Below are 18,981 nucleotides of genomic sequence, written 5' to 3'. Positions count from 1 at the left end.
GTCATCGCCGTGCGACGGCGACGAGCGTCGCCGCAGCGGCGAACTGGAGGGTCGAACTCGTCAGCAGGACCACGCAGCTGACGACCACCAGCGTGGCCGTCAGCGAGCGGTGGACTGCGGGGGCGGGTCGGTGCTGTTCGTAGGCGGTGCGCGTGCGGTGGGTGTCGCGTGACATGGGTTGTGTGCGGTCATGGGTGGCTAGCGGTCGAGTCGGTCGGCGCGCATGACGCCGAAGCCGTCCTCCAGCGAGTCGAGGGCGGCCGTGTCGGCGAGGTCGAGTTCCGCGACGACGTCGACGTAGATGTCGGCGGCCGTCGGGCGGACGTCGTCGATCTCGCGAACCGTGACGCGGTCGACGCCGTCGACCTTCTCGAGGACGGTGCGGGCTCCGGCACCGAGATCGCCCATGCGGCCGCGCGGGACGCGCAGCTCACAGGCCACGCGGACCTCGGTGTGTTGCATCTGGATTGCCATTGCAGGCCCCCGGCGCGAGTCGAACGCGCCGCGTTGCCACCGGGCGGGGGTGGCACAGGGCGGGGGCTACCGGCGTGGTGACGGCCCGAAGAAGAGTTCCCGACCCGTCGCCACGACGGGATGACCCCGCCTTATGCGGTGTGAGTCGGGAACTGGAGCGTGGCGTTCACGATGCCCCACTTCCCGACGGCAGAGACCCCCGTCTCGCGACGGGCGGTCTCGGGGGAAGTGGTGTCGTACATCGTGAATCACTCAGTTCGTATCTCTCCCTGTAAGCGGATTCGTATTAATTATTTTGCACGTTTGTCAGGCCGTTACACGGTGGGCGAGTGGCGTCGAATCTCAGAGCTCGCTGTCCTCCACGAGGGCCTCGCGGGAGAGTTCGTCGGGCGACTTGTGGCCGGTCAGGCCGAGGGTGATGTCGAAATCGGCGAGGAAGTTCTTACACACCTCCGCGACACCTTCCTGTCCTTCGAGCGCGAGACCGTAGGCGTACGGTCGGCCCAGGAGCACGGAATCCGCGCCGAGCGCGAGCGCCTTGATGGCCTGGGCCCCGCGCCTGATCCCCGAGTCGAACAGCAGGGTGGCGTCATCCCCCACCGCGTCCCGGACGCGGGGGAGCGCGTCGATGGCCGCGATGGAGCCGTCCACCTGTCGTCCTCCGTGGTTCGAGACGACGACGGCCTCCGCGCCGTGCTCGAACGCGGCTCGTGCGTCGTCGGGGTGGAGGATCCCTTTCACGACCACCGGGAGCTCCGTCTGGTCGGTGAGCCACTCCAGGTCGTCCCAGGTGAGCGAGGCGTCGCCGAACACGTCGAGGAACTCCTTCACCGTCGCGAGCTGGTTCTCCTCGGGCGGCGCGTCCAGCCGGTCGAGGAACACGTCGTCGGAGACGTAGTTCGCGATCCCCTCTCCATCCAAGAAGGGGAGGTAGGCGTGTTCGATGTCGCGTTCCCGCCAGCCGACGAGCGGGGTGTCGACGGTGACGACGAGCGCCTCGAACCCCGCGTCCTCCGCGCGGGAGACGAACGACTGTGCCAGCTCGCGGACGGGGCTCCAGTAGAGCTGGAACCACTTCGGGACGTCCGGGGCCTCCGCCGCGACCTCCTCCATCGTGTAAGAGGAGACGGTCGAGAGGACGAACGGCATCCCCACGTCGTTCGCGGCGCGGGCCACCGCGAGTTCGGCCTCCTCGTGGATGATGCTCTGGACGCCGATGGGGGCGAGCAGCGCGGGGGCGTCGAGTTCGCTCTCTAAGAGGTCGGTCGAGAGGTCACGTTCGGCCACGTCCCGCAGCATCCGGGGGACGAGATGCCACCGCTCGAACGCCGTGGTGTTCCGGCGGGCGGTGTTCTCAGAGCCCGCGCTCCCTGCCACGTAGGCGTGGGCCTCCTCGGTCATCGCATCGAGGGCCGCGCGTTCGAGTTCCTCGAACCGCGGGGGTATCGAGGGCGTGATGTCCGCGAGCCCCTCCATGTACACTTCCAGCAGGCGCTGTCGGCCACGGCTGTCGTCCATGGCCCGACTCCACCGCGAATCGTGTTATACTTTGGCACGAGTTTGGGTGGTCAAGCCTCGAGTATTTATACTCGAAATCGGACGTTAGAGTAACGACGGCCAGTGGCGTCTAATCGCCGCCGGCCACTTCCATCATGCTCCCCGAAGCCACACTCTCCGATGGCGCATTCGTCGACCTCGAGGTCGAGTTCCTCTCGCGACGCGTGTCGCGGGGCGGCGACCGCCCGGTCAGAACGCTGACGGTGGGCTGTGCCGGCGACACCCACCCGCTGGTGCTCGCCGGCGACGACAGCTACCCGTGGCTCCGGACGGGCGAGCGCTACGCGGTCGTCGACGCGCTCGTCTGTGACCCGGTTCGCCCCCGTCCGAAGTCGCTTTTCGTCTGCACGGACTGCGACGAGCGGATGCACGTGGGCTGTCTCTCCGCGAACTTCGCCGACCCCGTGCGCGATGCCATCCGCGAGACGGGGCCGGTCGCGACGCTCATCGCGCTGTCGGAGACGCGGGTCGAACCCCTCTCCGAGGCGTGGACCCCGCGTGAGCCCCGCGAGAGCGAGTTCCCCTCGCGGTACGTCTGCCCGAGTTGTGACCGCGTCGCGGCGGCCCCCGTCCTCGGCTGAAGCACCCGCCCGCAGTCAGAACGCGGGCCGCTCCTTGTAATCGATGGGGTCGCGCGCCCCCGCCTTCCTGAACGCCTGCAGTCTGAACGCACAGGAGTCGCACGTCCCGCAGGCGGGCGTCCCCTCGCGATAGCAGGACCAGGTGTGCTCGAAGGGGACGCCGAGTTCGAGGCCGCGCTCGGCGATGTCCGTCTTCGACCACTCGGCGAAGGGAGCCTCGATGCTGATCTCGGTCTCGGGTCTCGTCCCTACCTCCACCACCCGCTCGAACGCCTCGAAGAATGCGGGCCGACAGTCCGGGTACCCGGAGAAATCCTCCGAGTGGGCGCCGATGAAGACGGCCTCGGCGTCGTTCGCCTCGGCGTAGGAGACCGCCATCGCGAGCAGGTTCGCGTTCCGGAACGGGACGTAGGTGTCCGGCACCTCGTCGCTCTCTACGTCCGCGTCGGCCACGGCCATCTCCGTATCCGTGAGTGAGGACCCGCCGATCTGCTGGAGGTGGTCCGTCTCGATGTGGAGGAACGGAGCGTCCACCTCCTCGGCGAGGCGTTTCGCGCACTCGAACTCCGTCGTCTCGGTTCGCTGGCCGTAGGAGGTGTGGAGAAACAGCGGCTCGTACCCCTGCTCCATCGCCTCGTAGACGGCCGTTGCACTGTCCATCCCGCCGGAGACGAGCACGACGGCTCGTCGCGTCTGGTGAGAACTCATGTCTCTGGAGCGTCGTTCCACAGGTCGACGTGGAGTCTCGGTGTGTAGCGGTAGCCGTGTTCGAGCGCCAACTCGGCCACGACGCCGCGGGTCTCCGCGAGCCGCTCGCGGGTCGTCCCCTCGGGCATCAGGAGGACGCGGTCGTCCGGCACGGCGACTGCCTCGCGGACCCGCGCGAGGAGCGATTCGATTTCCGCCATATCCTCGCGGCCAGTGACGACGAACTTCAGCTGGGTGTCGTAGTCGCGACAGAGCGCCCGGAGCGCGTCGATATCGATGCGGTCGCGCTCGTGGCGCTCCGGCCAGTCGCCGACGGGCTCGTCACCGCCCGCGGGCGGGCGCTCGGGGGTGGGCGTGCTCGAGGAGAGCTTCGGGCTCACGGACGCGAGGTCGATGCTCGCCTCCCGGTGGATGGTGCCGTTCGTCTCCACGGTGGTGTGGTACCCCCGCGCGGCGAGTTCGTCCAGCAGGTGCACGGCCGACTCGTGGATGAGCGGCTCCCCGCCGGTGAGGACGACGTGCTCCGCGTCGTACTCGGCCACGCGCTCGACGATGGCGTCGACGGCGTCCCACGCGCCCGTCGGCTCCCAGGAGGTGTGATAGGAGTCACAGAACCAGCACCGCAGGTTACAGCCGGCGGTCCGGATGAAGACGGAGGGGACGCCGTTGAGGATACCCTCACCCTGCAGCGAGCAGAACAGCTCGTTCACGGGGAGCGCGGGGCCCTCGGGGCGTTCACCCTCCTCGACGTGGCTCGTGACGGGCATCAGTAGCCGGCACAGAGCTCGCTCGTCTCGGCGATGGAGACGGAGACCTCGGTGACGTTGCCGGGGAGCGCGTCGAGCAGTTTCCGTTCGAGGACGACGGCCATCACCTCGGCCGTCGGGGGCTGGGGGAGGATGACCAGCCCGTCGGCGTCACCCGCGGCCTCGAACGCCTCGATGAGGGGGTCTCCCTCCTCTACGAGGAAGCGGTGGTCCCATTCGTCGATGATGGACGTGACCGCACCCTTGTCGACGACCCACCCCTCGTCCGTGAGGGTCCCGCGGATCTCGACGGTGAGCTCGTAGTTGTGGCCGTGGGGACGCGAGCACTTCCCGTCGTGGTGCAGCAGTCGGTGACCGGCGCTGATCCGGATGGGCCGGTCGCGGCCGATCTGGAGGACGCGCTCGCCCGCTTCGGCGAGTGTAGATTCTTGCAGGGCACTTCGGGACATATTCGGGTATTACTGGGGTAATACTTAACGCTGTCTCCCCGTACCGATAGCTTCCTACGGGTCGGGTTTCGAGTGGGGGTATGGACCTCGCTCCCGGTGCGTGGCGGCTGGCGACCCCCGTCTTCCTCCTCGCCGTCCCCGCCACCCTCCTGTTCGCCCCGCTCGGCCCGCTTCTCGTCCTCCTGGGCGCGTTCGTCCTCTGGTTCCACCGCGACCCGCATCGGCCGGTCGGGGATGGAATCGTCGCACCAGCGGAGGGGACCGTCTCCGTCGTCCGCGAGGAGGACGGCCGCCTCCGTGTGGGCGTGTTCATGAGCCCCTTCTCCGTGCACGTGAACCGCGCGCCCCTCGCCGGTACCGTTCGGGAGGTGGAGCACGTCCCCGGCGCGTACAAACCCGCGTTCTCGAAGGACTCCGATCGCAACGAACGGGTCCGCGTCGTCTGTGAGGAGTACGAGACCGTCCTCATCGCGGGCTGGTTCGCCCGGCGCATCCACCCGTACGTCGAGGCCGGCGACGACCTCGACCGGGGCCAGCGCATCGGCCACATCTCCTTCGGTTCGCGCGCGGACGTGCTCATGCCCCCGGGCGTCACGCGCGAGGACCTCGTCGTCGACGTGGGAACCCGCGTCCGCGCGGGTGAGTCGCTCACCGGGCCGCTCACGTAGAAGCCGCGAAACGAACCCCGCCGCTCACATGTCCTCGCCGTGCGAGACGCCCATCCCGACGACATCGGCGGTCTCGACGGCCTCCACGACGTCGGGGAGGGCATCGAGGAGGGCGTCGACCTCGCTTTCGGGGAGCGCGACCGGCACGTCACCGAACTGGGTCGGCTCGCCGACCTCGACGGCCTCGGCGATGGGGTCGACTGCCTCCTCGGGGTCGGCGTCGTCGGCCACCCGCAGCATGAGCGAGACGGACTCGTCGGGGGTCGGGTCGGTGCGGATCGTCCGAACGGTGGGCGAGAGGTACATACCTCCTCTCGGGGATGGGGGGATTTCCCTCTTGTTACCCCTGGCCGACCATCGAGTCCTCGTCCGCCCACTCCTTCTCGCGGAGTTCGTACTTCTGGATCTTCCCGGTCGCCGTCGTCGGCAGGTCCGTGACGAACTCGAACCGGCGGACCGTCTTGTAGGAGGCGAGCCGTTCACGGGTGAACTCGGTCAGCTCCTCTTTGGTGACGCCGGGGTCGTCGGGGTCGCCGGACTCGGGGACGACGAACGCCTTCGGCGTCTCACCCCACTCCTCGGAGGGGGAGGGGATGACCGCCACGTCGGCGACCTCGGGGTGGTCGAACAGCGTGTCCTCCAGCTCGATGCTGGAGATGTTCTCCCCGCCCGAGATGATGATGTCCTTCTTCCGGTCCTGGATGGAGATCATCCCGTGTTCGTCGATGGTGGCCAGATCGCCCATGTGGTAGTAGCCCTCGATGCGGTCGTTGAACGCCTCCTCGGTGGCGTCGGGCTTCTCCCAGTACCCCTCCATCACCTGATTGCCGCGGACGACGATCTCGCCGATGGTGTTCCCGTCGGGCGCCACGTCGTTGCCGTCCTCGTCGACGACGCGGACCTCCGTCCCGAGGTAGCCGAGCCCCTGTTTCTTCTTCATCGCGTAGGGCTCGTCCGTCGAGGCGAGGAGCTTCGGCGTGTTCGAGGTGGTGATGAGCGGGCCCGTCTCCGTCGCGCCGTAGACGTGGATGAGGTCCCAGCCGAAGTCCTCCTCGACCGCCCGGATGGTCGCCTCCGGCGGGGCCGCGCCGGCCGTCGCCGCGCGCACCTCGTTGTCCCCCTTCGTGGGCATCTCCCCGTCGTAGTAGTTGATGAGCATGTTCAGCACCGTCGGCGCGGCGCACATGTACGAGACGTCCTCCTCGATGACGGTATCGAAGATCCACTCGGCGTCCACGCCACGAGTACAGATCTGGGTCGTCCCCATCCCCACCGCGGCGAAGATGTGCCCCCAGCCGTTGACGTGGAACATCGGGAGCGTCCACAGATACACGTCGTCGTCCTGGATCTCCTGGTGGATGGCGACGAGATACGCGTGGAGCGTCTCCGTTCTGTGCGTTCGCATCACGCCCTTCGGGTCACCCGTCGTCCCCGAGGTGTAGTTGATGGTGATGACCTCGTCCTCACTCATCTCCGGGCGCGTCACGTCCGGCTCCGTCTCGTCGAGCAGCGTGTCGAAGTCCTCCCAGTCGCCCTCTACGTTCTCGGCGTCGTTCGTGATGAACACCTCCGTCGGCACGTCGTCGCGCACCGTCTCGATGCGGTCCGCGTACTCCGCGTCGGCGTAGATGGCGCTCACCCGCGCGTTCGAGAGGATGTACTCGAAGTCGTCGGGGGTGAGCCGGTAGTTGAGTGGGGTGTGGACCGCCCCGATCTGCATCGAGCCGTAGGCGGCTTCGAGATGGTAGTGCGTGTTCGGGTCCAGTACGGCCACGCGGTCGCCCTTCTCGATGCCCCGTGCCTGCAGCACGGTCGAGAACCGGTCGACGCGGTCCCCGAACTCCTCGTAGGTGTACCGCTCGCCCGTGGTCGCGACGATGCCCTCCTGGTCGCCGTAGTGTCGCCGAGCCCTGTCGAGGAACTCGGTCACAAGCAGTGGCTTGTGCATACTCCGCCCTACCAGAGACGGTACTAAATAATTATGTCCATCAGTGGGGGCGGTACTTTTGGCCTTTGCTACCGATGTTCACACTATGTTCGAGGACCGACTCGACGCCGGTGAACAGCTCGCCGACGCGGTCGCGGACCGTGATATCGACGCGGACGTCGTCCTCGCCATCCCCCGTGGCGGCCTCCCGGTCGGCCGGGCCGTCGCGGACCGGCTGGTCGTCTCTCTCGATATCATCGCCGTGAAGAAGATGGGATTACCCGGCAACCCCGAGTTCGCCATCGGCGCGGCCGCCGCCGACGGGAGCGCCTGGGTGAACGACGCGGTCGTGACACGCCACGGCATCGACGAGGAGTACGTCGAATCGGAGCGCCAGCGCGCCGCGGCCACCGCCCAGGAGAAACTCGCCCGCTACCGCGGCGACCGCCCGGCCCCCGATCTGGAGGGGGAGCCCGTCGTCGTGGTCGACGACGGCGTCGCGACGGGAGCGACAGCCCGCGCCTGTCTCCGGCAGGTCCACAACGCCGGCGCAGAGCACATCGTTCTCGCGGTTCCGGTCGGCTCCCCCCGGTCGCTCCGCGATCTGGAAGATGAGGCCGACGAGGTCGTCGCCGTCGAGGAGCCCGCGGGGTTCAGCGCCGTCGGCGCCCACTACCGTGACTTCAGTCAGGTCTCCGACGCGGAAGCCCGCAGCTATCTCGCCTGGACGGAGGTGTGACATCGCTCGCAGTGCTCGCCGGTTTGCTTCTGGAAGAATGCTCCGTCAGGGATTCGAACCCGATTGCGAGACTCACTACGTTCCTCTCGCGTGCTTCGAATCCCTGCCGTGCGCGCTTCTGTCTCGCAAGCACCTCGCTGTCGCTCGGTGACTTGCTTCGTGAGAAGTGCTCCGTCAGGGATTCGAACCCTGGTCCTTGCCGTGAGAGGGCAAGATGATTGGCCGGACTACACCAACGGAGCGGTGTGGTCGACGCGGCGTGCGTCTGCAATCACAGGTATCGCGGTTGGACACATAACGGTTCCGTTTCGACCGCGCCGTGTAGTGGTTTCTCACTCCTCGTCGTCGAACGGTGATCTGGCGGCGTCGGGTTCGTGGCCGGACAGTGAGATGATGTTCTCGCGGCCGACGCGGAGTTTGGAGATGTCGCCCTCCTCTTCCATCTCGGAGAGGAGCATCGACACCTTGGACTTCGACCAGCCGGTCTCCTCGACGATGTTGACCTGTTTCATCCGACCGCCACGCTCTTCGAGCATCGAGACGACGCGGTCCTCGTCGGTCATCAGCTCCTCGTCGCTGATCGTGGGGGCGGTGTCGCCGTCCGGGTCGTCGCCGCCGTCGCCCGACGCGGCGGCCGCGGCACTCCCGTCGTCATCGTCCCCGAAGACGCCGGTGCGGTAGGCGGCGGCGACCGCGCCGAGGAGGAGGACAACGAGGAGCGCGACGATGGGGAGGATGCCGGGTCCGCCGCCAGTGCTCCCGTCGGTCGTGGTCGGAGTGGGGGTCGGAGTGGGGGTTGGTTCCCCGTCACCCGTCGTCGGGGTCGGGGTGGCCGTCTCGGTGGAGAGCACCACGCGTGGGCGGTTGTCGGAGAAGGAGCGTTCCCCGTCCCAGGTGACGGTGTCGCTCTCGGCGAGGGTTCCTCCGGAGGTGGCGTCGGGGCCGGAGCTGACCTCGCTGAAGACGAGGTCGTCGCCGTGGCCGATGACGAGCCGCTGGCTCGGGCCGATGTAGAGTCCGCCCTCGAACACGTCGCCCACGACGACCCGGTCACCCGTGACCACGGCGAACCCGCTCCAGTGGAAGGACATCTCCACGATACCCTGATTGCCGAGCTGGTTCACATACGCCTCCTTCGAGAAGCCGGTCGCGTTCATCTCCCGCCCCGTCGTCCGCTGGCCGTCGGCGACGAGCGCCCGTGCGCGGTTCTTGAAATCCGTATACAGCTGCGTCTCCTGGCTGTTGAACCGCGCTGCGAACTCCCGGAACTGCTGGCGTTCGGACGCGTTGGCGAGCGTCTGCTTGTAGGTGAAGGTCCACTCCGCGCTCCCGTTCGCGTGGACGGTGATGGTGAACTCCGTGCGGTCGAACTCCTGGGCGGAGAGCTTGACCTCCCCCGAGGTGGAGCTCGCGGCCGTCCCGACCGGCGCGAGCGCCGAGAGGAGAACGAGGGCGAGGGCGAAACCGACAGCCAACGGTCGGGACATCTACCGTATCTCCCGCGAGCCTCGAATAAAAAAGCACCTGAAACTGCCGTCTCCCCGTGTCTCCGAGGTGTTCAGTTACTCCCGTCGCCGGCCGCGAGCGCGTCAGCCAGCTTCTCGACGGGGTGTGGCGGCTGTTCACCCTCGTGGCTTTCCAGCTGGCTCCGGCAGGATGCCCCCGGGGCGACGACGGTGTCACCCTCGCTGGCCTTGACCTGCTCGAACAGCACGCCGGCGATGGACTGGCTCATCGAGTAGTGTTCGGCCTCGTAGCCGAAGCTCCCGGCCATGCCACAGCAGCCGGAGTCGAGCGGGTCGACCGCGTACCCCGCGCGCCGGAGCACCCCGACGGCGTGGTGGTCCTTCTTCGTCGACTTCTGGTGGCAGTGGCCGTGGTAGGTGAGATGCTCGGTCGGGGCGTCCCACGCGATAGTGTCGTCGAGCCGGAACGTGTCGAGGTACTCACACAGCCCGTAGCTGTTCTCGGCGACGCGGGCCACGTCCGGTCCGGAGAGCAGGTCCAGGTAGTCCCGCTGGAACATCACCGCGTCGGAGGGTTCGACGACGACCACGTCCCAGCCCGCGGCCACGTCCGGGGCGAGGGTGTCGACGTTCCGCGCCGCGCGGGCCTTCGCCAGGTCGAGAAAGCCCTTCGAGTGGGCGGCGCGCGCGCTCGGCCCCGTCTCGGGGACGCGGACGTGGACGCCTGCGGCCTCGAGCACGCGCACGGCGGCTTTCGCCACGTCGGGGGCGCTGTAGTTCGAGTACGTGTCGGGGAACAGCAGCACCCGTCTACCGGCCTCGGCTTCGGGCACGGCGGGGCCGCGCTCGGCGTACCAGTCCGTGAAACTCTGGCGTTCGAAGGTGGGGAGTTTGGCCTCCCGGGCGATGCCGAGCCCCTTCTCCATGAGCCAGCGCACGCCGGGTACCTTCGTCGCGAGGTTCGACAGCGGGGCGAGCCGACTCCCCCACCGCGAGGCGCTCTCGACGTTCGAGAAGAGCACCTCCCGCACGGAGGGGCTGTGCTCCTGGTGGTAGGCGTGTTCCACCTCGGCTTTGAGCTTCGCCATGTCCACCTCGCTCGGGCAGTCGTTCGCACACCCCTTACAGCCGATACAGAGGTCCATCACTTCGGCCATGAACTCCGGGTCCGTCGTCTCCGTGTCGAGCCCCCCGCTCATCGCCTGCCGGAGCATGTTCGCCCGGCCGCGGGTGGCGAGGCTCTCCTCCTCGGCGGCGCGGTAGGTCGGGCACATCACCCCGCCCGTCGTCTCCTGTGGCCCGCGACAGCCGCCACAGCCGTGACAGAGCTCGACCATCCCCTGCATGCCGTTGTCGTTCTCCCAGTTCAGCGCGGGCTCGAAGCCGAGCTCGAGGTCGTACTCCGGGTCGAACCGGAGATTCTCGGTCATCGACACGTCCCCGCAGACCTGCCCCGGATTGAGGAGCCACTGGGGGTCGAACGCCGTCTTGAGCTCCTGGAACAGCCCGAAGACGTCCTCGCCGTACAGCTTCCGGTTCCACTGGGTCCGGGCGCGGCCGTCGCCGTGTTCGCCCGAGACGGAGCCACCGTATTCGACGACGAGATCGGTCGCGGCGTCCGCGATGGCCTCCATCGAGGCGACCCCCTCCGCCGTCTTGGTGTTGATGAGCGGCCGGATGTGGAGACAGCCGGGGCCGGCGTGTGCGTAGAAGCTCGCGAACGTGCCGTTCTCCTCGAGGACCTCCTGGAAGTCGGCGACGTACTCCGGGAGGTTCTCCGGCGGAACGGCGGTGTCCTCGATGAACGAGATGTGTTTCGCGTCGCTCGTCCGGCCCAGGAGGATGGGGAGCCCCGACTTCCGGAGCTTCCAGAACCGCGCGCGCTCCTCGTCGTCGTGCGCGCCGACCCCCGAGAGCGCGTGGACGGGGGCGTCGGTCCTCTTTGGGTCATCGCCCGGTTCGAACTCGGTTATCGCGTCGGGGTAGCGGTCCGCGAGCATGTCGGCGACCTGCTGTCGCCCGTGGTCGTCCGAGTCGGCGTAGAACTCCACGAGGAGCATCGCCCCCGCGCCGTCGGGCACCATCTCCTCGACGAGCGGGCCGAACTCGCTCGTCTCGCCCGCGAGGTCGAGCAGCACGTCGTCGAGCACCTCCACCGCGGCGGGGTCGTGTTCGAGGATGGGCGTCACGTCCCGCATTGCGGTCACCAGATCGGGATAGCCGAGCAGCGCGACGGATTTCGTCTCCGGGATGGGTTCTAAGGAGACGGTCGCCTCGGTGACGACGGCGAGCGTTCCCTCCGAGCCCGCGAGCAGCCGGGCCAGGTTCACGGTCCCCGTCTCGGCCTCCTCCGCCAGCCGGTCGAGGTTGTACCCCGAGACGTTGCGTTTGAGGCGCGGGAACGCCCCCTCGATCGCCTCCAACTCCTCGTCGATGATGCGGGCGACCATCGCGTACACCCGTGCCTCGATGGAGTCCTCGCCCGCGCGCTCGCGGACCTCCTCGACCGACACCTCCCCGAACCGGGTGACGCTCCCGTCGGCGAGGACGACCTCGAGCTCCTCGATGTAGGCGTCGGTCTTCCCGTAGACGAGCGAGTGGCTCCCCGTGGAGTTGTTACCGATGGCCCCACCGAGGACGGATTTGTCACCCCATGCCGGGTCGGGCGCGAACTTCAGGCCGTGTTCCGCGAGCGCGCGGTTCAGATCGCCGAGCCGGACGCCGGGTTGCGCGGTGGCGCGGCGGGCCTCGGGGTCCACGTCGCGGAGGCTCGTCAGGTGCTTCGAGAAGTCGAGGACGACGGCCTCGTTCACCGTCTGCCCGGCTAGCGAGGTCCCGCCCCCGCGCGGGAGGACGGGGATCTCGCGTTCCGCACAGTACTCGACGGTCGCGGCCACGTCGTCGGTGTCCGTGGGGAAGACGACGCCCACGGGCGTGACCTCGTAGGCGCTGGCGTCCGTCGCGTACTGCTGGCGCGTGAACTCGTCGAACCGGACCTCCCCCTCGACCAGCGACCGCAGGTCGGCGACCAGTCCCGGGCGGCGCACCTCGTCGCCCGCGTAGTCGTAGTCGGCGCGCGGGTCCGTCGCCGGGTCGTCGATAGCCATACCCTCCATTGGAAGGGGGGTCTCTAAAAGTCAGTCCTGCTCTGCGATTTCTGCCGACGGCGCGTTCGCCTGCACGCTCTCGATCCCCTGTTTGGCCTTCTGCTTCGAGGCGTACCCCTCACCGGAGTCCGCGATGATGTTCCCGTTGTCGTGGCGGAGCCGCCAGCGGTACTTCCCCTGTTTGTCCTCGTAGAGTTCGAACGTCGCTCCCATGGCAGGGGGGTCGCCGCCCGCCTGCAAAAACCTTCTCGCGGGACGTTTATGTCCTCTCCCCGCCCAGTCGACGTATGGCCGCTGGTGATACCCTTCTCAACGCGCTGATCGGCGCGGTCGTCTCCGTCGTCCTCTCGTTTCTCCCGTTCGCCACCGTCCTCGGCGGCGGAATCGCGGGCTACCTCCAGGACGGCGACTACGCGACGGGCGCGAAAGTCGGCGCGCTCTCCGGACTCATCGCGTTCCTCCCGTTCGTCGGGCTCGCCGCCCTCGTCGGGGCGTTCCTCCCGTTCGTCCCCATCGAAGTCGCGGGGCTCGGCCTCCTCGCCATCCTCGTCATCGGCGTCATCGGCCTCGGCTACTTCGTCGGCGCGGGGGCGCTCGGCGGCGTCCTCGGCGTCTACCTCAGAAACGAGCTGTGAGTCGGTTCGCGACCCTGTAGACAGCGCTACGGTGCGAGCCGGTTCTTCCGGTTGCGCATCTTCTCGTTGTAGTACTCGAAGGTGATGGGACACCACTCCTCCGCGAGCTCCAGTACCTGCTCCGTCAGCTCGCGGATCTCCCACTGGGCGTCGGCGGCCGCTCGCATGTCGGCGACGTGCATCAGCATTCTCGCATTCAGGGTCATCACGATGTTCACCTCGGTGCCGATGGGGAGGACGAACCGCGCGTCCTCCGGGGGCATCCCCAACTCGAGCAGTTCCTGGTAGTCCTCGACGGCGCGGGTGACGGACTCGCGGAACACCGCCTTGCGTTTCTCGACCGTCTCCTCGTCGACGGCACCGGTCTTCTGGTTGCGGCCGACCCAGTTCGGGTCGCTCGCCGAGGGGGGCGTGACGACCATCTCCCCCTCGCGCACCGACTCGGGGTCCACGTCGTCGAAGCTCACGTAGCGCATCGACTGCACGTCGAAGCTGACGTGGCGGTGTCGGGTGAGCTGGGCCATACACGACCGGGAGACGCCCTCGATGGCGAACGTGGCGTGGGGGTGCTCGAAGGGCCCGTAGTGGCCGTGTGAGAGGAGATGGCCGATGAGGGTCCGTTTCTTCTCTTCGAGGCTCTCACCCTCGACAGTTGCCATCGTCTCCTCGAACGTCTGGTCCCCCACGAACCCGGGGGAGTAGTCGTTCCGCGCGCCGAGACAGATGACCCGTTCGGGGTCGTCAGTGGCTTCGATGAGGCGAACGTCCATACGCGGGTGGCGGACGCGCGCCCTGATAATACTATTCTCTCCGCTGGCGTTATCCCCCGGGGATGCGAGGGACTGCTATGCGTTACCAGACGACCAGCACCGACGACGTGGCGTCGCTCATCGACGAGGAGTGGGGCGGGATGTGGATGCTCCGGGACGCGCTCGGGGCGGACCACCTCGGCGTGACGGTGCTGGAACTCGAACCCGGTGGAACAGGGAAGCGCCACGACCACGCCGGGAGCGACCACGAGGAGGTGTATCTCGTCGTGGAGGGGACCCTCGAGGTCGACCTCGACGGGGAGACGGTCACCCTCGGCCCGCTCGAGGCCGTGCGCGTGGACGCGGAGACGACCCGACAGCTCCACAACCGCGGTGACGACTCCGTCATGGTGGTCATCGCCGGCGCTCCGTGAGCGAGTCGGCCCCTCTCCGTCCGCCGCGCGGACCTCCGAGCGACACCGATTAGGGCCCCTGATTCGAAGGGAGAGACATGATCCACAACCTCGCTGCGGGCCAGCAGGTGTTCACCTCGAACGTCTTTCTCATCACGGGTGACCGTACCGTTCTCGTCGACCCGGGCAACGAGTTCGATGTCGTCCCGGAGATCCGCGAGCACGTCGACGAACTCGACGCCGTCGTCCTCACGCACACCCACCCGGACCACATCGGCAACACGGCCGCCGTCGTGGAGGCGTTCGACGTCGACGTCTGGGGGTACGACCCCGGCCACGAGCTCGTCGACCACGCCATCGCCGACGGGGAGACCGTTCAGCTCGGCGACCACGCCTTCCGCGCGCTCCACACGCCCGGCCACAAGAACGACCATCTCTGTTTCTACGCGGCCGAGCCCCGCATCCTCATCGCGGGTGACCTCGTGTTCGCCAACGGCTCGTTCGGCCGCACCGACCTCGAAGAGGGGAACCGCGAGTGGCTCGTCGAGAGCATCGAGTACGTCCTCGACGCCATCGACGAGGAGCTGGCCGAGCTCCACACCGGCCACGGCCCGAGCGTCACGCGCGACCCCTACGACCACGTCGCGCACGCCGCGAAGGCCGCACGGATGTACTGACCGCTCGCTGGGTTCCGCGGGCCTCGGCTCCGACCGTCGCGGGCCAATCCTTATCCGCGCCGCCGACCGACTTCGTCCATGAGCCTGTTCACCGATGTCGGCCGAACCTTCGAGAAGACGAAACAGGCGTTTTTCGACGGAAAGGACGCGTACGTCTGTACCGCCTGTGGGGAGCGGCTCTCGGAGGACCACGACCACTGTCCGAACTGCGGGGAGGCGTCGGTCGAACCGGTCGAGTAGCGGTCACTCGACGCTCGCTACGCCGTCCGGAACTCGAAGCGCGCGCCGGGGCCGTCCCCGAGCGAGACCTCCCAGCCGTGGTCCGACGCTACCCGCCGGACGATGGCGAGCCCGAGCCCCGTCCCGGTCCCGGTGGTGACACCCTCCTCGAAGACGGTGTCGCGAACCGACTCGGGGACCCCCGGCCCGGTGTCCTCGACGTAGAACCCGTCCTCGAGGTCGCCGACGGTGACGGTCAGCGAGCGGGAGCCCGTAGAGCCGTGCTCCACCGCATTACGAAACAGGTTCTCGAACAGCTGTGCCAGCCGGTCGGGGACGGCCTCCACGGTCCGGTCCGTCTCGATCTCGAGGGTGGCATCTGCCGTGTCGATGACGTCCCACGCCTGGCGGACGATTTCGGCGAGTGACACTGGCTCCGTGGGAGCTCCACCGTTCCCCTCCCGGGCGAGCGAGAGCAGCTCGTCGATGCGGGTGTTCATCCGATTCGCTGCGCGTTCGACGACATCGAGCTGGTCGAGGTCCCCCGTCTCCTTCGCGAGTTCGACGTTCCCGAGGATGACCGAAAGCGGGGACCGGAGGTCGTGGCTGACGACGCGGGTGAAGGCGTCGAGTCGCTCGTTCTGGCGTTCGAGCTCCGCCTCGCGGTCGGCCCGAAGGAGGGCGGCCGCGGTGGCCGCCGCGAGCACGCTGAACAGTTCGACTTCGGTCGTGGAGAACGCCCGGCGGTCCGTCGTGCCGGTCATGATGACGCCGTACTCCCCGAGGGGGACGATGATCTCGGACTTGATGGGTGAGTCGGGGTTCAGACGGTCGGGTTCGTCGTGGACGTCGTCGATGACGCGCGGCTCCCCGGCTTCGAACACCTGCCAGGCGAGCCCCGTTCCGCGGTCGAACCGGGGAATCGTACCGACGAGGCGGTTCGACCCCTCCGTCGCATCGAGGGGGACGAGCGCGTCAGCCGCTTCGTCGTAGGTCCAGATCCCGGTGAAGGTGTGGTCCAGGATGTCCGTGGCGGCCTCGAGCGCGATGGCGGCCACCTCGGCGGGGGAGTCGGCGACGGTGAGCCGGTTCGCCGTCCGGTGGAGCTCGTGGAGGACGCGCTCGTGGTCCATCGGACTGGTCTCGACGGCGGCGACGACCCGGTCGGGGAGCGTCGCCGTCTCCTCCGGGGAGACGTAGTCGGCCGCGCCCGCGCGGAACGCGGCGACGGCGGCGGCTTCCGACCCGTTCTCCGGGACGGCGACGACGGGGAGGGAGGGATGGGTCGCCGCGAGCTCCGCGATGGTCGCTCCCCCGTCGCCGCCGAGGACGAGACAGTCCACGTCGGCGAGTGGGGTCGCCGAGCCGACCTGGGCTCCGGTCGTCAGGACGAACCGGTCGTCCGCGGCGAGCGGTGGGGTTGCGTGGCTCGCGTTCACGGCGAGGACGCGGATCGTCCCCGACTGCCCCGACAGAGACACCGACTCGTCACTCATTGCTCCTTCCGTACGGCCTCCTCCGAAATATGCGTTCGTGTCCGTGTTACGTCGCGTCGAGCAGCGCCTCGTACGCGGGGGCGTACGCGGCGGCGATGCGCGCTGGCTCCCCCCGGGTCCGGGCATCGAGAGCCGGCAGCTCGACGCGGGCGACGGGGTCGATGAGGTCGACGACGCGCGAGACGCGCTCCTCCAGTTGCCCCTCGCGGGCGCTCCCGCTCGCGACCTCGCAGGCTTTCGCGTACCGTTCGCCCCGGTAGATGCGGGCGCGTCGCGGCTCCACGACCGCGACGGCGTCGGGGACGAACCCGGAGAGGGGTCGCGCGATGTCGGCGTAGGACTCGACGACGGCCCGCTCCTCGTCGGCGATTCGCTCGGCCACGGCGTCCAGCGCGGGCCTGTGGAGCCGGGCCATCGCGTCGTTGAACGCGGGCAGCGAGTCGACGCGCTCGGCTCCGCCGAGCGGGAGGCCGTCGGTGACCTCGCTCGGGAGGTCGACGGTGTCGTTGACGACGAACTGGGTCTCCTCCGCGAGGCCGACCCGGTCGACGGCGAACGCCCGTCCCTCGCGGCCGAGCATCCCCTGGCCCGCGCCGGGGGTGGGGAGCCAGAGCCGGTGGACGGGGTTGATGGCCTCGGGCGCCACGTCGCGGGCGCTGGCACTCGCGAGACGCTTCGCGTCCTTCCCGTAGAGCCGGCGCTCATCGAGGGCGGCGAGCACGTCGTCGTGGTCGTACCAGTAGTCGTTCCCGGCGCGGGGTTTGTAGCCGACGGCGTCCGTCGCCGCACAGAGGCCGGCGGAGAAGGTTGTCTTGCCGGCGTCGACGGCGGCGCTCCCGGCCACGAGGAGCCTCATTCTCGCAGGCCGTAGTACCCCGGCTCCTCGTCGCTCTCGGGTTCGGCGAAGACGAACGAGTCCTCGTGGTCGAGCATCCACGGGATGGTCCAGTTCAGGAGGATGTCCTCCGTCCCGGGGTCGAGGTCGCGCTCGGGGTCGAGCCCTTGCAGGACGCGGGCGATCTCGTAGACCGTGTACATGGTGTCGGGGTCGAGCACCTCCTCGGGGTCGCGGAACTCGAACTCGCGGATATCGTCGAACGTGTCGCGCGGTCGTGGCATACCCTCCGATTGGCGACCCCTCCCGTAAAGTCCGACGAATCACGCGCCGAAACACGACGAAGCCCTTTTACCCTGTGGCTTGTTCCAGCATGCCAAGGAATGAGTATGTCACGCACGTCGTTTCTCGACCTGTTCCGGGGGTTCGCCGGGGATGCGCTGCGCGACGTCTGGGTGTTCGACAAGGAGGGGGAGGCGTGCGTCTACCTGCGGGAGGACGTGGCCGACCAGCTCGAAGGACACGACCCCACGACGTACATCGACAACGAACGGTACGGGTTCATCACCCGCCAGACGTACGAGGCGCTGACCTACACGGAGTACCAGTACACCGTCCGCGGGTTCGGCGAGTTCGAGCAGTTCCGGACGTTCCTCCCGGGAGTGGATGGGTACTTCGGCGTCCTCGCCAGCGTCGACCCGGACCACAACCACGACTACGGGGCGCTCTACCGCCGGCTCCTCGGTGAGACGGGCTACGAGTACGCGGCGCTCGCGGACTCGGACGGCAATCCCTCTCGGGCCACGGCGGACGACTAAAAAAAAAATCGAAGATCGGTCCTACAGCTCGACTACTTATTCGAAGTGACCGACGACCTTCTCGTAGTTCGCAGCGACGTTGTCCCAGTCGACGACCTCGAAGAAGCCCTCGATGAAGTCGCCACGGGCCGGGCCGTAGTCGTAGTAGTAGGAGTGCTCCCAGACGTCGAGCGCGAGGATGGGATGGGCGCCCCAGAGCGCACCCTGGTCGTGCTTGTCGACGACGAGGTTACGCAGCTGGTCGGCGACCGGGTCGTAGACGAGCAGCGCCCAGCCACCGGCACCGCTGGCTGCGGCCTCGAACTCGCCCTTCCAGCCCTCGTAGGAGCCGAAGTCCGCCTCGATGCGCTCGAGGAGCTCGCCGTCCGGCTCGTCACCGCCCTCGGGAGACATGTTCTCCCAGAAGAGCGTGTGGAGATAGTGACCGGAGCCGTTGTGCGTGACGTTGCGGATGGCCGACGCGGACGAGCCGAACTCGCCCGCCTCGCGGTTCTCCGCGAGCGTCTTCTCGGCGCTGTCGAGGCCGTTCACGTACCCCTGGTGGTGGGTGTCGTGGTGCCATTCGAGCACCTGCTCGGAGATGGACGGCTCGAGCGCGTCGTAGTCGTACGGAAGCGGCGGCAGTTCGGGATTAGAGTGTTCAGCCATTGTGAGATACCTCCACTCGGACACTCGACCGGCGACCTGAAAAAGATT

Annotated in this window: 24 protein-coding genes and 1 tRNA gene; 8 read left to right on the top strand and 17 right to left on the bottom strand. The window is 68.1% G+C overall.

Translation table 11 applies throughout. The annotated features are described in order from the left end of the window. Window position 1: 1 nt before the first annotated feature. The 3 genes from ACQUQR_RS04960 to ACQUQR_RS04950 form a co-directional block, all read right to left on the bottom strand. Window positions 2-175: a hypothetical protein gene (locus tag ACQUQR_RS04960; RefSeq protein WP_435195234.1), complete on the bottom strand. Its 174-nt coding sequence runs from the start codon at window positions 173-175 to the stop codon at window positions 2-4. A 23-nt stretch (window positions 176-198) separates the two neighbouring features. Then, window positions 199-474, bottom strand: a complete 276-nt coding sequence (locus tag ACQUQR_RS04955; RefSeq protein ID WP_435195232.1) for a hypothetical protein — start codon at window positions 472-474, stop codon at window positions 199-201. A gap of 342 nt (window positions 475-816) precedes the next feature. Beyond that, window positions 817-1,992, bottom strand: coding sequence for an alpha-hydroxy-acid oxidizing protein (locus ACQUQR_RS04950; RefSeq protein WP_435195230.1), 1,176 nt, complete (start codon window positions 1,990-1,992; stop codon window positions 817-819). A 134-nt stretch (window positions 1,993-2,126) separates the two neighbouring features. Between ACQUQR_RS04950 and ACQUQR_RS04945 the strand changes: the two genes are divergently transcribed. Then, a complete protein-coding gene (locus tag ACQUQR_RS04945; RefSeq protein ID WP_435195229.1) occupies window positions 2,127-2,612 on the top strand; it encodes a hypothetical protein in 486 nt (161 codons plus the stop codon). A 15-nt stretch (window positions 2,613-2,627) separates the two neighbouring features. On the opposite strand, the gene queC is transcribed toward ACQUQR_RS04945, so the two are convergent. From queC to ACQUQR_RS04930, 3 genes are read right to left on the bottom strand one after another with little or no spacing between them, the layout of a single operon-like run. Continuing rightward, window positions 2,628-3,320: a 7-cyano-7-deazaguanine synthase QueC gene (gene queC / locus ACQUQR_RS04940; RefSeq protein ID WP_435195228.1), complete on the bottom strand. Its 693-nt coding sequence runs from the start codon at window positions 3,318-3,320 to the stop codon at window positions 2,628-2,630. After that, window positions 3,317-4,087: a 7-carboxy-7-deazaguanine synthase QueE gene (locus tag ACQUQR_RS04935; protein WP_435195227.1), complete on the bottom strand. Its 771-nt coding sequence runs from the start codon at window positions 4,085-4,087 to the stop codon at window positions 3,317-3,319. Before ACQUQR_RS04935 ends, queC begins: the two co-directional genes overlap by 4 nt. After that, entirely contained in the window at window positions 4,087-4,536 is a 450-nt protein-coding gene (locus tag ACQUQR_RS04930) for a 6-pyruvoyl trahydropterin synthase family protein (protein WP_435195225.1), read from the bottom strand. Before ACQUQR_RS04930 ends, ACQUQR_RS04935 begins: the two co-directional genes overlap by 1 nt. Window positions 4,537-4,616: 80 nt before the next feature. On the opposite strand from ACQUQR_RS04930, the gene ACQUQR_RS04925 reads away from it, so the two are divergent. Next, window positions 4,617-5,204, top strand: a complete 588-nt coding sequence (locus ACQUQR_RS04925) for a protein sorting system archaetidylserine decarboxylase (protein WP_435195223.1) — start codon at window positions 4,617-4,619, stop codon at window positions 5,202-5,204. 24 nt (window positions 5,205-5,228) lie between these two features. Here ACQUQR_RS04925 and ACQUQR_RS04920 read toward each other — a convergent pair whose 3' ends face one another. Together ACQUQR_RS04920 and ACQUQR_RS04915 are read right to left on the bottom strand one after the other, a co-directional pair. After that, window positions 5,229-5,510, bottom strand: coding sequence for a hypothetical protein (locus ACQUQR_RS04920; RefSeq protein ID WP_435195221.1), 282 nt, complete (start codon window positions 5,508-5,510; stop codon window positions 5,229-5,231). Window positions 5,511-5,544: 34 nt separating this feature from the next. Further along, window positions 5,545-7,152 carry a long-chain-fatty-acid--CoA ligase gene (locus ACQUQR_RS04915; protein WP_435195219.1) on the bottom strand — a complete coding sequence of 536 codons (1,608 nt, stop codon included), beginning with the start codon at window positions 7,150-7,152 and terminating at the stop codon, window positions 5,545-5,547. 85 nt (window positions 7,153-7,237) lie between these two features. Between ACQUQR_RS04915 and ACQUQR_RS04910 the strand changes: the two genes are divergently transcribed. Beyond that, the gene (locus ACQUQR_RS04910) at window positions 7,238-7,870 is read left to right on the top strand and encodes a phosphoribosyltransferase (protein WP_435195217.1); all 633 of its coding nucleotides are present in this window, start codon (window positions 7,238-7,240) and stop codon (window positions 7,868-7,870) included. 167 nt (window positions 7,871-8,037) lie between these two features. Here the strand turns inward: ACQUQR_RS04910 and ACQUQR_RS04905 are convergent. From ACQUQR_RS04905 to ACQUQR_RS04890, 4 genes are all read right to left on the bottom strand, one after another. Then, window positions 8,038-8,112: transfer RNA gene (locus tag ACQUQR_RS04905), tRNA-Glu, on the bottom strand. Window positions 8,113-8,202: 90 nt separating this feature from the next. After that, complete coding sequence (locus ACQUQR_RS04900) at window positions 8,203-9,357, bottom strand: helix-turn-helix transcriptional regulator (RefSeq protein WP_435195215.1); 1,155 nt, start codon at window positions 9,355-9,357, stop codon at window positions 8,203-8,205. Between the two features lie 71 nt (window positions 9,358-9,428). Continuing rightward, entirely contained in the window at window positions 9,429-12,443 is a 3,015-nt protein-coding gene (locus ACQUQR_RS04895) for an FAD-binding and (Fe-S)-binding domain-containing protein (RefSeq protein WP_435195214.1), read from the bottom strand. Window positions 12,444-12,473: 30 nt separating this feature from the next. Continuing rightward, window positions 12,474-12,656 (bottom strand): HVO_2922 family protein, encoded by a 183-nt coding sequence (locus ACQUQR_RS04890; protein ID WP_435195212.1) that lies wholly within the window; start codon window positions 12,654-12,656, stop codon window positions 12,474-12,476. Window positions 12,657-12,730: 74 nt separating this feature from the next. On the opposite strand from ACQUQR_RS04890, the gene ACQUQR_RS04885 reads away from it, so the two are divergent. Further along, window positions 12,731-13,078 (top strand): DUF5518 domain-containing protein, encoded by a 348-nt coding sequence (locus tag ACQUQR_RS04885; RefSeq protein WP_435195210.1) that lies wholly within the window; start codon window positions 12,731-12,733, stop codon window positions 13,076-13,078. 26 nt (window positions 13,079-13,104) lie between these two features. Here ACQUQR_RS04885 and thyX read toward each other — a convergent pair whose 3' ends face one another. Continuing rightward, a complete protein-coding gene (gene thyX / locus ACQUQR_RS04880) occupies window positions 13,105-13,848 on the bottom strand; it encodes an FAD-dependent thymidylate synthase (RefSeq protein ID WP_435195209.1) in 744 nt (247 codons plus the stop codon). A 77-nt stretch (window positions 13,849-13,925) separates the two neighbouring features. Between thyX and ACQUQR_RS04875 the strand changes: the two genes are divergently transcribed. The 3 genes from ACQUQR_RS04875 to ACQUQR_RS04865 all read left to right on the top strand — a co-directional run bounded on the left by ACQUQR_RS04875 (window position 13,926) and on the right by ACQUQR_RS04865 (window position 15,157). Continuing rightward, the gene (locus ACQUQR_RS04875; protein ID WP_435195208.1) at window positions 13,926-14,261 is read left to right on the top strand and encodes a cupin domain-containing protein; all 336 of its coding nucleotides are present in this window, start codon (window positions 13,926-13,928) and stop codon (window positions 14,259-14,261) included. 77 nt (window positions 14,262-14,338) lie between these two features. After that, window positions 14,339-14,917 carry an MBL fold metallo-hydrolase gene (locus ACQUQR_RS04870; RefSeq protein ID WP_435195207.1) on the top strand — a complete coding sequence of 193 codons (579 nt, stop codon included), beginning with the start codon at window positions 14,339-14,341 and terminating at the stop codon, window positions 14,915-14,917. Window positions 14,918-14,995: 78 nt separating this feature from the next. Next, window positions 14,996-15,157: a hypothetical protein gene (locus ACQUQR_RS04865; protein WP_435195205.1), complete on the top strand. Its 162-nt coding sequence runs from the start codon at window positions 14,996-14,998 to the stop codon at window positions 15,155-15,157. Window positions 15,158-15,174: 17 nt separating this feature from the next. On the opposite strand, the gene ACQUQR_RS04860 is transcribed toward ACQUQR_RS04865, so the two are convergent. Genes ACQUQR_RS04860 through ACQUQR_RS04850 form a run of 3 tightly spaced genes read right to left on the bottom strand, consistent with a single transcriptional unit; the run spans window position 15,175 to window position 17,751 of the window. Next, window positions 15,175-16,632 (bottom strand): sensor histidine kinase, encoded by a 1,458-nt coding sequence (locus ACQUQR_RS04860; protein WP_435195203.1) that lies wholly within the window; start codon window positions 16,630-16,632, stop codon window positions 15,175-15,177. A 46-nt stretch (window positions 16,633-16,678) separates the two neighbouring features. Continuing rightward, window positions 16,679-17,488 carry an ATPase gene (locus ACQUQR_RS04855; protein WP_435195201.1) on the bottom strand — a complete coding sequence of 270 codons (810 nt, stop codon included), beginning with the start codon at window positions 17,486-17,488 and terminating at the stop codon, window positions 16,679-16,681. Further along, on the bottom strand, window positions 17,485-17,751 hold the full coding sequence (locus tag ACQUQR_RS04850; RefSeq protein ID WP_435195199.1) for a DUF5827 family protein: 267 nt from the start codon (window positions 17,749-17,751) through the stop codon (window positions 17,485-17,487). Before ACQUQR_RS04850 ends, ACQUQR_RS04855 begins: the two co-directional genes overlap by 4 nt. Before the next feature lie 105 nt (window positions 17,752-17,856). Between ACQUQR_RS04850 and ACQUQR_RS04845 the strand changes: the two genes are divergently transcribed. Further along, window positions 17,857-18,285, top strand: coding sequence for a DUF7522 family protein (locus tag ACQUQR_RS04845; RefSeq protein ID WP_435195197.1), 429 nt, complete (start codon window positions 17,857-17,859; stop codon window positions 18,283-18,285). Window positions 18,286-18,321: 36 nt separating this feature from the next. Here the strand turns inward: ACQUQR_RS04845 and sod are convergent, their stop codons facing one another. Further along, window positions 18,322-18,933, bottom strand: coding sequence for a superoxide dismutase (gene sod, locus ACQUQR_RS04840; RefSeq protein ID WP_435195195.1), 612 nt, complete (start codon window positions 18,931-18,933; stop codon window positions 18,322-18,324). Window positions 18,934-18,981: the final 48 nt, after the last annotated feature.

This window comes from Natronomonas sp. EA1 (assembly GCF_051195035.1).
GTDB lineage: Archaea > Halobacteriota > Halobacteria > Halobacteriales > Haloarculaceae > JBNTJV01.
This window is presented reverse-complemented; position numbering and strand designations above follow the sequence as displayed.